Origin of the sequence: Arthrobacter sp. 24S4-2 (genome assembly GCF_005280255.1) — a bacterium.
In the GTDB taxonomy this organism is placed as follows: Bacteria; Actinomycetota; Actinomycetes; order Actinomycetales; family Micrococcaceae; genus Arthrobacter.
In genome coordinates this window covers 1,848,144-1,861,937 of record NZ_CP040018.1, presented here as the reverse complement: position 1 = coordinate 1,861,937, position 13,794 = coordinate 1,848,144, and the positions used below count along the sequence as shown (strand labels likewise).

The following is a 13,794-nucleotide window of genomic DNA, read 5'->3' as shown; positions in this document are numbered from 1 at the left end:
ATAGTGGACGCAAGCAGTCTTGTTTCTTTTTACCATTGTTGGTGTGAACCCCTTTTGAACGGGTTCACCAATGGTGTGTGGTGTAAGTTATCGGCCTATTAGTACCGGTCAGCTTCACGAGTCGTTAGTCCTCGCTTCCACATCCGGCCTATCAACCCAGTGGTCTGGCTGGGGGCCTCTCACACACAAGGTGTATGGAAATCTCATCTCGAAGCGAGCTTCCCGCTTAGATGCTTTCAGCGGTTATCCCATCCGAACGTAGCTAATCAGCGGTGCACTTGGCAGTACAACTGACACACCAGAGGTTCGTCCGTCCCGGTCCTCTCGTACTAAGGACAGCCCTTCTCAAATTTCCTGCGCGCGCAGCGGATAGGGACCGAACTGTCTCACGACGTTCTAAACCCAGCTCGCGTACCGCTTTAATGGGCGAACAGCCCAACCCTTGGGACCTACTCCAGCCCCAGGATGCGACGAGCCGACATCGAGGTGCCAAACCATGCCGTCGATATGGACTCTTGGGCAAGATCAGCCTGTTATCCCCGAGGTACCTTTTATCCGTTGAGCGACGGCCATTCCACAATGTACCGCCGGATCACTAGTCCCGACTTTCGTCCCTGCTCGAGATGTCTCTCTCACAGTCAAGCTCCCTTGTGCACTTACACTCGACACCTGATTGCCAACCAGGCTGAGGGAACCTTTGGGCGCCTCCGTTACTTTTTAGGAGGCAACCGCCCCAGTTAAACTACCCATCAGGCACTGTCCCTGACCCGGATTACGGGCCGAAGTTAGATGTCCAAAGTGACCAGAGTGGTATTTCAACGATGACTCCACCCGAACTGGCGTCCGGGCTTCAACGTCTCCCACCTATCCTACACAAGCCACTCCGAACACCAATACCAAACTATAGTAAAGGTCTCGGGGTCTTTCCGTCCTGCTGCGCGTAACGAGCATCTTTACTCGTACTGCAATTTCGCCGAGTTTATGGTTGAGACAGCGGGGAAGTCGTTACTCCATTCGTGCAGGTCGGAACTTACCCGACAAGGAATTTCGCTACCTTAGGATGGTTATAGTTACCACCGCCGTTTACTGGGGCTTAAATTCTCAGCTTCGCCTTGCGGCTAACCGGTCCTCTTAACCTTCCAGCACCGGGCAGGAGTCAGTCCGTATACATCGTCTTGCGACTTCGCACGGACCTGTGTTTTTAGTAAACAGTCGCTTCCCCCTGGTCTCTGCGGCCCCGATCCCCTCCCCACAGCAAGTGTGGTTCAAGGTTGGGGCCCCCCTTCTCCCGAAGTTACGGGGGCATTTTGCCGAGTTCCTTAACCATAATTCTCTCGATCGCCTTAGTATTCTCTACCTGATCACCTGTGTCGGTTTGGGGTACGGGCGGCTAAAACCTCGCGTCGATGCTTTTCTCGGCAGCATAGGATCACCAAATCCCCCGTGAGGGGTCCCATCAGATCTCAGGCATCATGAACGGCGGATTTGCCTACCGTTCGCCCTACATCCTTAGACCGGGACAACCATCGCCCGGCTCGGCTACCTTCCTGCGTCACACCTGTTAATACGCTTACCTCCCAGGATCAGGTCCCGCGCTCCACCAAAACCCACACACCCCGAAGGGTGCTAGGGCAGGTCTCGGGCGGTTAGTATCCCCTGTTCAGCATGGGCGGTTTTTCGCCGGTACGGGAATATCAACCCGTTGTCCATCGACTACGCCTGTCGGCCTCGCCTTAGGTCCCGACTTACCCAGGGCAGATTAGCTTGACCCTGGAACCCTTGATCATTCGGCGGACGGGTTTCTCACCCGTCTTTCGCTACTCATGCCTGCATTCTCACTCGTGTAGGCTCCACCGCTGGTTTACACCGCGACTTCACTGCCCACACGACGCTCCCCTACCACTCCAGACGCCTGAACCAACCCCACAAAGGGAGCGGCTTGGCTACTATCTGAAATCCACAACTTCGGCGGTGTACTTGAGCCCCGCTACATTGTCGGCGCGGAATCACTTGACCAGTGAGCTATTACGCACTCTTTTAAGGATGGCTGCTTCTAAGCCAACCTCCTGGTTGTCTTCGCAACTCCACATCCTTTCCCACTTAGCACACGCTTAGGGGCCTTAGTTGGTGGTCTGGGCTGTTTCCCTCTCGACTATGAAGCTTATCCCCACAGTCTCACTGCTGCGCTCTCACTTACCGGCATTCGGAGTTTGGCTGACGTCAGTAACCTTGTAGGGCCCATTAGCCATCCAGTAGCTCTACCTCCGGTAAGAAACACGCAACGCTGCACCTAAATGCATTTCGGGGAGAACCAGCTATCACGAAGTTTGATTGGCCTTTCACCCCTACCCACAGCTCATCCCCTCCATTTTCAACTGAAGTGGGTTCGGTCCTCCACGACGTCTTACCGTCGCTTCAACCTGGCCATGGGTAGATCACTTCGCTTCGGGTCTAGATCACGCCACTGCAACGCCCTATTCAGACTCGCTTTCGCTACGGCTGCCCCACACGGGTTAACCTCGCGACGTAACACTAACTCGCAGGCTCATTCTTCAAAAGGCACGCCGTCACCAGAATCAGACTGGCTCCGACGGATTGTAAGCACACGGTTTCAGGTACTGTTTCACTCCCCTCCCGGGGTACTTTTCACCTTTCCCTCACGGTACTGGTCCGCTATCGGTCATTAGGGAGTATTTAGGCTTATCAGGTGGTCCTGACAGATTCACACGGGATTTCTCGGGCCCCGTGCTACTTGGGATACTCTCACAGGCGGTACACAACATTACGGTTACGGGGCTCACACCCTCTCTGGCCGGCCTTTCAAGACCGTTCACCTATGCCTGCACATCACACCCCACTGTCCCGGCAGAGACAGTACGGAAAGTCCCACAACCCCGCCCATGCAACGCCCGCCGGCTATCACACATGGAACGGTTTAGCCTGATCCGCGTTCGCTCGCCACTACTAACGGAATCACTATTGTTTTCTCTTCCTGCGGGTACTGAGATGTTTCACTTCCCCGCGTTCCCTCCACGCACCCTATGTGTTCAGATGCGGGTCACCAGGCAGCTCGCGCCCCTGGCGGGGTTTCCCCATTCGGACACCCTGGGATCACAGTCCGGTTATCGACTCCCCCAGGCTTATCGCAGATTCCTACGTCCTTCTTCGGCTCCTAATGCCAAGGCATCCACCGTGTGCTCTTAAAAACTTGACCACAAAAGATCAAAAACGCTAATTTTCGAGAGAACCACAGAAACCAACCACACCCAACAACCACCAACCCCCAAAAGGGCCAGCCATCATCCCGCGCAGCCAGATCCAGGTTCATATTCTTGGAAATTGCTTCTTATAAAAGATGCTCGCGTCCACTATGTAGTTCTCAAACAACAACCCCAAACCACACACCCCACACACCGGCATCTCCCAAAGGAAAAACCATCCGCGCATGATCGCTGCAGCCAGGAAACCAGAAACAAACAAATCCCGGGGCTAACCCCGGTCCTGTTGCCTCAGGACCCAACAGTGTGCCAAACACTAAACCGCGGTCCCCCACCCGCACCGTTCCAGGACACCAGGCTCCAAAGAACCGGCATCCGTACTAGGCAGGATGAACAAAACCCGCGGCCGCTATCTGCTGATATTCCACCCGTGAGCACCCGCCGCAGAACAAACGTCTGCGCAACGGGCGTTACTCCTGACAACCCCACCACACGGGCATACGCCCGGCAGGGTGATTGTAGGTGCTCCTTAGAAAGGAGGTGATCCAGCCGCACCTTCCGGTACGGCTACCTTGTTACGACTTAGTCCCAATCGCCAGTCCCACCTTCGACAGCTCCCTCCCACAAGGGGTTAGGCCACCGGCTTCGGGTGTTACCAACTTTCGTGACTTGACGGGCGGTGTGTACAAGGCCCGGGAACGTATTCACCGCAGCGTTGCTGATCTGCGATTACTAGCGACTCCGACTTCATGGGGTCGAGTTGCAGACCCCAATCCGAACTGAGACCGGCTTTTTGGGATTAGCTCCACCTCACAGTATCGCAACCCTTTGTACCGGCCATTGTAGCATGCGTGAAGCCCAAGACATAAGGGGCATGATGATTTGACGTCGTCCCCACCTTCCTCCGAGTTGACCCCGGCAGTCTCCCATGAGTCCCCGCCATTACGCGCTGGCAACATGGAACGAGGGTTGCGCTCGTTGCGGGACTTAACCCAACATCTCACGACACGAGCTGACGACAACCATGCACCACCTGTGAACCGGCCCCAAAGGGGAAGGACTGTTTCCAGCCCGGTCCGGCCCATGTCAAGCCTTGGTAAGGTTCTTCGCGTTGCATCGAATTAATCCGCATGCTCCGCCGCTTGTGCGGGCCCCCGTCAATTCCTTTGAGTTTTAGCCTTGCGGCCGTACTCCCCAGGCGGGGCACTTAATGCGTTAGCTACGGCGCGGAAAACGTGGAATGTCCCCACACCTAGTGCCCAACGTTTACGGCATGGACTACCAGGGTATCTAATCCTGTTCGCTCCCCATGCTTTCGCTCCTCAGCGTCAGTTAATGCCCAGAGACCTGCCTTCGCCATCGGTGTTCCTCCTGATATCTGCGCATTTCACCGCTACACCAGGAATTCCAGTCTCCCCTACATCACTCTAGTCTGCCCGTACCCACCGCAGATCCGGAGTTGAGCCCCGGACTTTCACGGCAGACGCGACAAACCGCCTACGAGCTCTTTACGCCCAATAATTCCGGATAACGCTTGCGCCCTACGTATTACCGCGGCTGCTGGCACGTAGTTAGCCGGCGCTTCTTCTGCAGGTACCGTCACTTTCGCTTCTTCCCTACTGAAAGAGGTTTACAACCCGAAGGCCGTCATCCCTCACGCGGCGTCGCTGCATCAGGCTTGCGCCCATTGTGCAATATTCCCCACTGCTGCCTCCCGTAGGAGTCTGGGCCGTGTCTCAGTCCCAGTGTGGCCGGTCACCCTCTCAGGCCGGCTACCCGTCGTCGCCTTGGTGAGCCATTACCTCACCAACAAGCTGATAGGCCGCGAGTCCATCCAAAACCACAAAAAAGCTTTCCACCCCCCACCATGCGATGAGGAGTCATATCCGGTATTAGACCCAGTTTCCCAGGCTTATCCCAGAGTTAAGGGCAGGTTACTCACGTGTTACTCACCCGTTCGCCACTAATCCACCCACAAGTGGGCATCATCGTTCGACTTGCATGTGTTAAGCACGCCGCCAGCGTTCATCCTGAGCCAGGATCAAACTCTCCGTTGAAGTAAAACAAAAACAGACACACCATGCGCCCCCGGGAAAACGGGATGCACACAATGCACAAAATTTGAAACCAGCTGTAAAAACCAGACCACACCACGGGGTGGCATAATCCAGTCAATTCAACCAATCCATATAAACAAATTGGTATCAACAAACTTGGCACACTATTGAGTTCTCAAACAACAGACACATTCGAATACTTCTCAAACAAATATTTGAATTCCGATGAATTCTTTGTTAGTATTTCTTCGCTGCGATGTTTATAGCTTATTTCATTCATTTCCACTTTGCAAATCCGGTTATTCTTCCGAAATTCACTTGGTGGAACGAATCCGCCCAGCAAAACGTGAAGCAACTTTTCATTTCTGCGCCGTGCGCATGAAGAATTGCTTTTCATTTGTAGGGGATTGGTCACCACTCAGCGGTGGCGACTCAGAAAACAATACACGCCCCTCCCCGGCCGCGCAAATCGGCCGGAAAGGAGCGTGCACATGAGTCTTAGGACGCTGTCACTTCGACGGTGGCGAGGTTCTTCTTCCCCCGGCGCAGGAGCAGGTAGCGCCCGTGCAGGAGTTCGCTGCCAGGAATGACGGCATCGGGATCGGTCACCTTGGAGTTGTTGACGTAGGCACCGCCCTCTCCGACCGTCCGGCGGGCAGCCGATTTGCTGTCCGAGAGACCGGAGGCCACGAGCAGATCCACGATGCCGAGGCCATCCGCCGCAATACGGGCCGAGGGCAGCTCGGCCGTCGCAGCCGCAAGGGTGCCCTCGTCCAGCGCCGCGAGATCCCCGCCGCCGAACAGCGCCGCAGATGCAGCGATGACCTTTTCCGTAGCCTCGACGCCATGAACCAGGGATGTCACTTCGAACGCGAGCTTCCGCTGGCCCTCGCGGGCAAAGGGACGTTCCGCAATGGAAACTTCGAGGGCTTCAATCTCGGCGCGGCTAAGGAACGTGAACACCTTCAGCCTGTCGGCCACGTCGGCATCCGCCGTGTTTAGCCAGAACTGGTAGAAGGCATACGGGCTGCACATCTCCGGGTCGAGCCAGATGGCGTTGCCTTCGCTCTTGCCGAACTTGGTGCCGTCCGAATTGGTGATGAGCGGAGTGCCCAGCGCGTGCACGTGCTTGCCCTCAACCTTGCGGATGAGCTCGGTGCCGCTGGTGAGGTTTCCCCATTGGTCGGAGCCCCCTGTCTGCAGGGCACAGCCGTAATCGCGAAAGAGCTGGAGGTAGTCCATGCCTTGCAGGATCTGGTAGCTGAACTCGGTGTAGCTGATGCCTTCATCCGAACTGAGGCGGGAAGCCACGGCGTCCTTGCGGAGCATGGTGCCCACGCGGAAGTGCTTTCCGATGTCGCGGAGGAAGTCGATGGCGCTCAGCGGTGCGGTCCAGTCCAGGTTGTTGACCATCCTGGCGGCGTTGTCGCCTTCGAAGCTCAGGAAGCGGCGGACCTGTGCCTGGAGGTAGCCGACCCACTCGGAAACGGTGTCTTTGGTGTTCAAGGTGCGTTCCGCCGTCGGCCGCGGATCACCGATCAGTCCTGTCGACCCGCCAACCAGGCCCAACGGTTTGTGGCCGGCGAGCTGGAGCCTGCGCATCACGAGCAACTGCACCAGGTTGCCCAGGTGCAGGCTGGGCGCCGTGGGGTCGAACCCGCAGTAATAGGTGACCGGGTCCCCGGCGAGCAGCTTCTCCAGTTCCACTTCATCAGTGGATACGTGGACTAGGCCGCGCCAGTTGAGCTCTTGCCAGATGTTGGCAAAGCTCGGATCGTTCTGCTGGGACTCGAGATCATTTAGTTGGGACACGTGATCTAAGTTAGCAGGATTGGCCGGTCCCCAGCGCAGCGTGTCAGTCCGGCCAGCGCAGCGTGACAGTGCCGCCGGGCGGGCAGGAGGCCGGTGTGGTCCGGTCCCCCTGCCCTCGGCAATTAGCGTTCGATGCCTGCCGGCACCGGGGCGGCCGAGATGAGCCGCAGCCGCTGCGTGGGCCGGGTCATGGCAACGTACAGATCGCCGACGCGTCCGTGCTCGTGGTTGAGCATCATGGACGGCTCCAGCACCACAACGCCGTCGAACTCCAGCCCCTTGGCTTCCCTCGGGCTGATGACAACAATGTCCTGCTCGTAGCTGCCTGCACCGGTACCGACGCGGCGGCCGTAGGCAGCGCGCAGCGCCGAGGTGGCCTGCGGCAGCAGTTCACCGTCGGCGATCACGGCGAGCAGGCCGCCGTCGAGCGCGTCCAGCTCGTCCGGGAGGACCTCAACGAGCCGGCTGACCACCGATCCGGCGTCCACGCGGTCAATGATCGGCGACCAGCGACCTTCCCGGACAGCCTTGGGAGCCGAGATCACCAGGCCGGCGGCTGTGGCCATCCTGGCGGCGGCCTCCGCGATCTGTGAGGGCGTCCGGTAGTTGACCGTGAGTTCCTCGAGCTGCCAGCGGTCACCGAACATCGGCTCCAGCGCACTCTGCCAGGACTTGGCGCCGGCCACGGAACTCGTCTGGGCGATGTCCCCGACGATTGTGAACGACTTCAGCGGGCAGCGCCGGACCAGCAGGCGCCACTGCATCGGAGACAGTTCCTGGGCCTCGTCAACCACAATGTGCCCGAAGGCCCACGTGCGGTCGCTGGTGGCCCGCTCCGCGGCAGTGAGCCGCGCTTCGCGTTCCTGGTTCTGGTCAACGAGTTCCTCGGCCGTCATCAGGACGTCCACGCCGGCGGTTTCCATGTTCACCAGGGTTTGCTTCGCGTTGGCGATGTCCCGTGCACGGTCATGCTCCTGCTGGGCCAGTCCGCGTCCCGCGGCGGGATCGAGCTCGCCGAGCAGCTCGGCGGCCTCGTCCAGCAAGGGCACGTCCGCTTCGGTCCAGGGGCTGTCGGCCGGGCGGGCCAGCAGGGCGCGATCAGCGTCGGTCAGGTTGGGCGTACAGGCTGCCAGGATGGCGGGCTTGCTGAAGAGCTCGGAGATGAGCTTTTCCGGGGTCATCGGCATCCAGCAGAGATTCAGCGCGATCCGGACGTCGCGTGCCGTGCGGACGTCCTCGGCCAGATACGAACGGTCAGCGTTGTTGCCGATGCTGCCGGCTTCCACGAGCTCGGTCATCTGTTCGGTCAGTTCCCGGAGCAGGATCTTGACGAACGTGAGTCGCGCCTCGTTGTGCGGCTTGTGCGTGGCGCGGGCCTTTTCGCGTGCCCGGCGCACCTGGCGCGGGGTCAGGACCAGCTTGCGGCCATCCACCTCAAGGATCCGGTCCTCCGCCGGAATGCGCTGCCGGTTTGTCACCGCGCTGGCCACCACCTCGGCCATGTCCAGCCGGCCCTTGACGGCAGCCACGTCGGCTTCCTGTTCGGGCACGGCATTGATACCGGGCATCAGCCGGCCGACACTTGCCATGACCACGCCGGTCTCCCCAAGGGACGGCAGGACGCGCTCGATGTACTTCATGAACGACGACGACGGCCCCACGAGCAGCACGCCCGCGGTCTTGAGCCGGTCGCGGTGCGTATAGAGGAGGTACGCAGCGCGGTGCAGTGCGACGGCGGTCTTGCCCGTTCCTGGCCCGCCCTGGACGACGACGGCTCCGGAGATGGACGAGCGGATGATCCTGTCCTGCTCGGACTGGATGGTGCCCACGATGTCCGACATGCGTCCGGTGCGCTTGGAGTTCAGGGCCGCCAGCAGCGCGCCCTCCCCCTGCAGCGATTCGTTGTCGGCCAGCATGTCGGCGTCGAGGACGTCGTCTTCAATGGCCTTGACCTCGCGGCCCTGCAAAATCAGGTGGCGGCGGCGGCGCACGCCTTGGCGGTCGAAGGCCGTGGCCTGGTAGAAGTGCCCGGCTTCGGGCGCGCGCCAGTCAACCATGAGCCGCTGGAGGTCATCAGTTGTCAGGCCGATTCGGCCGATGTACTGGGCCTCCCCCGAGTCCAGGTCAAGGCGGCCAAAAACCAGCCGGTCGTCCACAGCGTCCAGCTGCGCCAGACGGTCCTCATAGAGGGCCGCGAAGGCGTCCCGTTCGGAAACATTCTGCATGGTTCCCACGGCTCCGGCACGGCGGACCTGGGCCAGTTGTGTGCGCTTTTCCTCGCGCAACTCATCAAGGCGGGCATACAGTCCGGCAACATAGTCCCGTTCATGGACCAAATCAGCGTCGAGCATCGAGACTTTCCCCTATCGCAAAAGACAGACCGTCCATTCTACAACCATTTTGATGAACGCGCCTGAAACAGTTCAGTGCCGCCGTTTTCCGGCAGCAACCCCGTGGCCGGACACTCGTGGCCGGACACTGCGCAGCGGTCCACGCAAGCCCACGCTAGATCCGGATGAGCGAGCGGACACGGTGGCCTGTCAGGGCGGAACGCCCGCGGAGTTCGCCGAGCTCCATGACCACCCCCACACCGGCAACGTGGATGCCGCAGCGTTCAAACAGCCGGGTGGCGGCGCCAAGCGTGCCGCCGGTGGCCAGGACGTCGTCAAGAATCAGCACCCGGCTTCCGGCCGGCAGGTCGGTGGTGTGCAGTTCCAGTGTCGCTGTGCCGTATTCGAGCGCGTAGTCCTCCGCAACCACATTGCGGGGGAGTTTTCCGGCTTTCCGGACCGTGATCACGCCGGTGTTGGTGGCATACGCGGCAGCCGCCGCCAGGAGGAAGCCGCGCGCTTCCACTCCGGCAACGGCGTCGAACTGCCCTTTGAACGGCTCAACGAGGGCGTCCACGACGGCGCGGAAGGCCTCTCCGTTGGCGAAGACGGGCGTCAGGTCCTTGAAAACGATTCCAGGCTTGGGGTAGTCCGGCACCGTGGTGCAGAGGCTGTTGACCAGCTGGTCCACGGGAACGGTTCTTCTGGCATGGCCAGGCTCGCTTTGATTCACGCATCCACCCTATGCCGGTGGCAGCTATTCTTCACGATCGCGTGCGTTCACGGCCGGTGCCGCCCGAAGCAGCCACGCCGGCTGCCTACCCCGGACGGGCTTTGGCTGCCTTGTACCGCGAAACGGTGGGATCGCCGGTGAGCCAGTACCGCCACGGATAGGCGTGGCTGCCGCCGGCGCCCGAAACTCCCACACGCGGCCCGGAGCTGACGTCGCGTGCCCGGGCCACCGGCAGCTCCAGCCCGAAGGGTTCGCCGAGCGCGTCGCGGCCGCTGTCCGCCGTCGTCAGTCCCATTGCCGTTGCGAGCCGGGCGGGTCCGCTGGCCAGGTCCTTGGGGGATTTCGACGTCGGACGCCTGGTCCGTGCGAGCTCCGCGCCTCCCACGACTTCACCGGCGCGCAGGAGCAGGGCGGAGGCCACGCCGGGCGGCCCGCAAACGATGTTGGCGCAATAATGCATCCCGTAGGTGAAGTAGACATAGAGGTGCCCGGCTGGTCCGAACATGGGCTTGTTGCGCCCCGTGGGTCCGCGGAAGGTGTGCGAACCAGGGTCCGGGTGCAGCGAATCGTGCGGGCCGAGATAGGCCTCCACCTCGGTGATCCGCACCGAGACCGAGCCTTCGGGACTGTCATAGGTGAGCACCGCTCCGAGCAGCAGCGGCGCGACGTGCCGGGCGTCCCCGGACAGCAGCTGCCGCGCTGTGTGTTCGTGACCGGATCGCGTCGGGCTGCTGCTCATGCTTCGACTTTAACAAAGGCCGGGTCAACAAGGACTGCCACGGCCATGTCCGATTTCCGCTAGCCCGCGCTGCCGTTCGCTGACAGGATGGAGCCATGGACTTCTGGCAGCGCTACCGGGCAATCGATGCCCGCGACACCCGTTTTGACGGGCAGTTCTACACGGCCGTCCGGACCACGGGCATTTATTGCCGTCCGTCGTGCCCGGCCAGGACGCCGAAGGCCGAGAACGTCACGTTCTACGAAACCTCCGCTGCCGCCCATGACGCCGGGTACCGCGCCTGCAAGCGCTGCCTGCCCGAAGCCGTTCCCGGCACACCCGCGTGGAACCTCCGCTCCGACATCGCCGGACGCGCCATGCGCCTCATCAATGACGGCGTGATCAACCGCGACGGCGTTGAGGGCCTGGCCTCCCGCCTGGGCTACTCGTCCCGGCAGCTCAACCGGATCCTCAGCCACGAGCTGGGCGCCGGTCCGTTGTCGCTGGCACGGGCAAGCAGGGCCCAGACCGCCCGGACGCTGCTGGTGTCCACGCAGATGAAGCTCGCCGACGTGGCCTTCGCAGCCGGGTTCAGCAGCGTGCGCCAGTTCAACGAAACCATCGGCGAGGTCTTCGACATGACGCCGACCGCACTCCGGGCCACCGCCCGCCACCACCGGGCGACGGCCGCCACAACGGCGCTGACGCTCAACCTGCCGTACCGTGAACCGTTCGATCCGGGCATCTTCGACTTCCTCGCTGTGCGGTCCATTCCGGGGATCGAATCCGGCACCGGCACCTCTTACGCGAGGACGCTGCGGCTCCCCCACGCCGACGCCCGGTTTAGCGTTGAGTACGACGCCGCCGTCCCCGGCCGTCCGATTATCCTCACCATCGGGGCAGTGGACCTGAGGGACCTGCCGTCACTGCTGAGCCGCGTCCGGCGCCTGCTGGACCTCGATGCCGACCCGGTGGCCATCGACGGCGCGCTGGGAGCAGATCCGCGGCTGGCCCCGGCCGTAAGAGCCCTGCCCGGCATGCGGATGCCCGGGGCGGTGGACCCGCAGGAGCTGCTGGTCCGGGCGATGATCGGCCAGCAGATCACCGTGGCCGCGGCCCGGACCGCACTGACCCAGCTGTCCGTGTGCGGCAGCGAGAGCATGGCGCCCGCTGACGGACTGCACCGGATGTTCCCCAGCGCCGCCCAGATCGAGGAGACCGGCTTCGAACTGCTGCGGGGTCCGCAGCGCCGGATCGACTCCGTCCGGGCCGCCGCTGCCGACATGGCCTCCGGGGACCTCGAATTCGGCTACGGCGACGACCTCGCCGGACTGCAGGCCAAGCTCCTGCCACTCCCCGGAGTGGGACCCTGGACCGTGGGATACGTTGCAATGCGGGTGATCGGCGCTCCCGACGTGTTCCTGGCCAATGACGCAGCCGTGAGAAACGGGATCCGTGTCCTCGACGCTGGCATGCTCGACGCCGGACCTCAGCAAGGTGTACGGCACACGCCCGATTTCACTGAAGTGAGCCCCTGGCGGTCGTATGCCACCATGCACCTCTGGCGGGCGGCCGCAGGCCTGCGCCCCGCGGGCCGTGCCGAAACCCGGCAACCCTCCGCCGTACCGGCGACTTAACCCAAGAAAGCGAAGCCATGAAAGCCGAATTGCTGACCATGTCCACCCCGGACGGCCCGTTCACCATCATTGCCCGCGACGGCGCCGTCCTGGCCTCCGGATGGACCGCGGAGCCCGCCGAGCTGACCGGACAGATTCATCCCGAACTGCTGCCGGACGAGTTCGTCCCGGTCCTGGAGCTGGGCGAAATTTCTGACGCCGTGGATGCTTTCTACGCCGGTGACCCGGAGCCCGCCATGCGGGTGCCGGTGCTGCAGAAGTCCGGACCGTTCCGCAGCCATGCCTGGGATGTCCTCCGGACGGTCAGCCCGGGCGGCCGGTGACCTACACCGAATATGCGGAGCTGTCCGGGAACCCGAAGGCGGTCCGTGCCGCGGCGAGTGCCTGTGCTTTCAACGCGGCAGCGTTGTTTGTGCCGTGCCACCGCGTGGTGCGGACGGACGGCACGCTGGGCGGATTCAGGTGGGGGCTCGCCGTCAAGGAAAGCCTGCTGGGACGGGAAAAGCGCTGACACCGGCGGGCTGGCGGCAGCCTACTTGGTGATCGGAACGCCCGACGGCCACGGCAGGAGTTCCGGAAGGTCCACGCCATCCGCAGCAGCAGCCGCGCGCAGGCTGCCCAGGGAAGGTTCGCGTCCCGCGAGCCACGCAGCGATGTCGGTCAGCATTCCGTTGATGACAGTGGACCGGGTTCCCGTGCCAATGGTCACCGGAGGCAGGCCCAGGGGCTGCAGGACGAATCTCTGTCCCTCCGGCACCCTGGCCGCGACGAAATCGAACAGCTGCTCGCAGAAGGTGCGGCTCCAGGCTTCAGGACCGAGTCCGGTGTTGAGGTCCGAGGCATGGATCACCAGTTCCCGCCAGAGCGCGAAACCGCCGTCCAGTACCACTCCCCCGCGGTAGGAAATAGGAACGTGCCAGCCGTCAGCATCCAAAGAATCAAAGGCACGCAGGGCCCGTTCCAGCGCAGAATCCAGATCGGCACGGTGTTCCACCAGGGTGTGTCCGGCGACCATCCCGATGGCCTTGGTGCGGCCTTCGTAGCCGCCGTCGTAGAGATCAACGCTCTCCCCGTGCCCGGCGAATTCGAGTTGCCGGGCCATGGCGTTCGAGATCCCGGCGATGTGCGCCAGGACGTGTCCGCGTGTCCAGCCGGGCAACGTGGACGGTGCCGGGACGTCGGCTTCGGTGAGTTTGCGTGCCTGGGAGGCAACGACGTCGGCAGCTTTGTGGAGTTCGGCGAGCAGTGCGTCCGGTGTGATTGCGGTCATACGGCAATCGTAGCGGACA

Annotated in this window: 6 protein-coding genes, 2 rRNA genes and 1 pseudogene; 2 read left to right on the top strand and 7 right to left on the bottom strand. The window is 61.8% G+C overall.

Annotated features, from left to right (window positions below):
- Positions 1–77: 77 nt before the first annotated feature.
- The 6 genes from FCN77_RS08525 to FCN77_RS08500 form a co-directional block, all read right to left on the bottom strand.
- Positions 78–3,214, bottom strand: a 23S ribosomal RNA gene (locus FCN77_RS08525).
- 537 nt (positions 3,215–3,751) lie between these two features.
- Positions 3,752–5,275 (bottom strand): 16S ribosomal RNA (locus FCN77_RS08520).
- The 16S and 23S rRNA genes sit together here, the layout of an rRNA operon.
- Before the next feature lie 498 nt (positions 5,276–5,773).
- Positions 5,774–7,087 (bottom strand): tyrosine--tRNA ligase, encoded by a 1,314-nt coding sequence (gene tyrS / locus FCN77_RS08515; RefSeq protein WP_137321920.1) that lies wholly within the window; start codon positions 7,085–7,087, stop codon positions 5,774–5,776.
- A 122-nt stretch (positions 7,088–7,209) separates the two neighbouring features.
- Positions 7,210–9,438 carry an AAA family ATPase gene (locus tag FCN77_RS08510; protein ID WP_137321919.1) on the bottom strand — a complete coding sequence of 743 codons (2,229 nt, stop codon included), beginning with the start codon at positions 9,436–9,438 and terminating at the stop codon, positions 7,210–7,212.
- Positions 9,439–9,592: 154 nt separating this feature from the next.
- Positions 9,593–10,150, bottom strand: coding sequence for an adenine phosphoribosyltransferase (locus FCN77_RS08505; protein ID WP_137321918.1), 558 nt, complete (start codon positions 10,148–10,150; stop codon positions 9,593–9,595).
- An 85-nt stretch (positions 10,151–10,235) separates the two neighbouring features.
- Positions 10,236–10,889 carry a DNA-3-methyladenine glycosylase gene (locus FCN77_RS08500; RefSeq protein WP_137321917.1) on the bottom strand — a complete coding sequence of 218 codons (654 nt, stop codon included), beginning with the start codon at positions 10,887–10,889 and terminating at the stop codon, positions 10,236–10,238.
- A 95-nt stretch (positions 10,890–10,984) separates the two neighbouring features.
- Between FCN77_RS08500 and FCN77_RS08495 the strand changes: the two genes are divergently transcribed.
- A complete protein-coding gene (locus FCN77_RS08495) occupies positions 10,985–12,505 on the top strand; it encodes a DNA-3-methyladenine glycosylase 2 family protein (RefSeq protein WP_137321916.1) in 1,521 nt (506 codons plus the stop codon).
- A 17-nt stretch (positions 12,506–12,522) separates the two neighbouring features.
- Positions 12,523–13,016: pseudogene (locus tag FCN77_RS08490) on the top strand (methylated-DNA--[protein]-cysteine S-methyltransferase).
- Positions 13,017–13,037: 21 nt separating this feature from the next.
- Here the strand turns inward: FCN77_RS08490 and FCN77_RS08485 are convergent.
- A complete protein-coding gene (locus FCN77_RS08485) occupies positions 13,038–13,775 on the bottom strand; it encodes a maleylpyruvate isomerase family mycothiol-dependent enzyme (RefSeq protein WP_137321915.1) in 738 nt (245 codons plus the stop codon).
- Between the last annotated feature and the right edge of the window lie 19 nt (positions 13,776–13,794).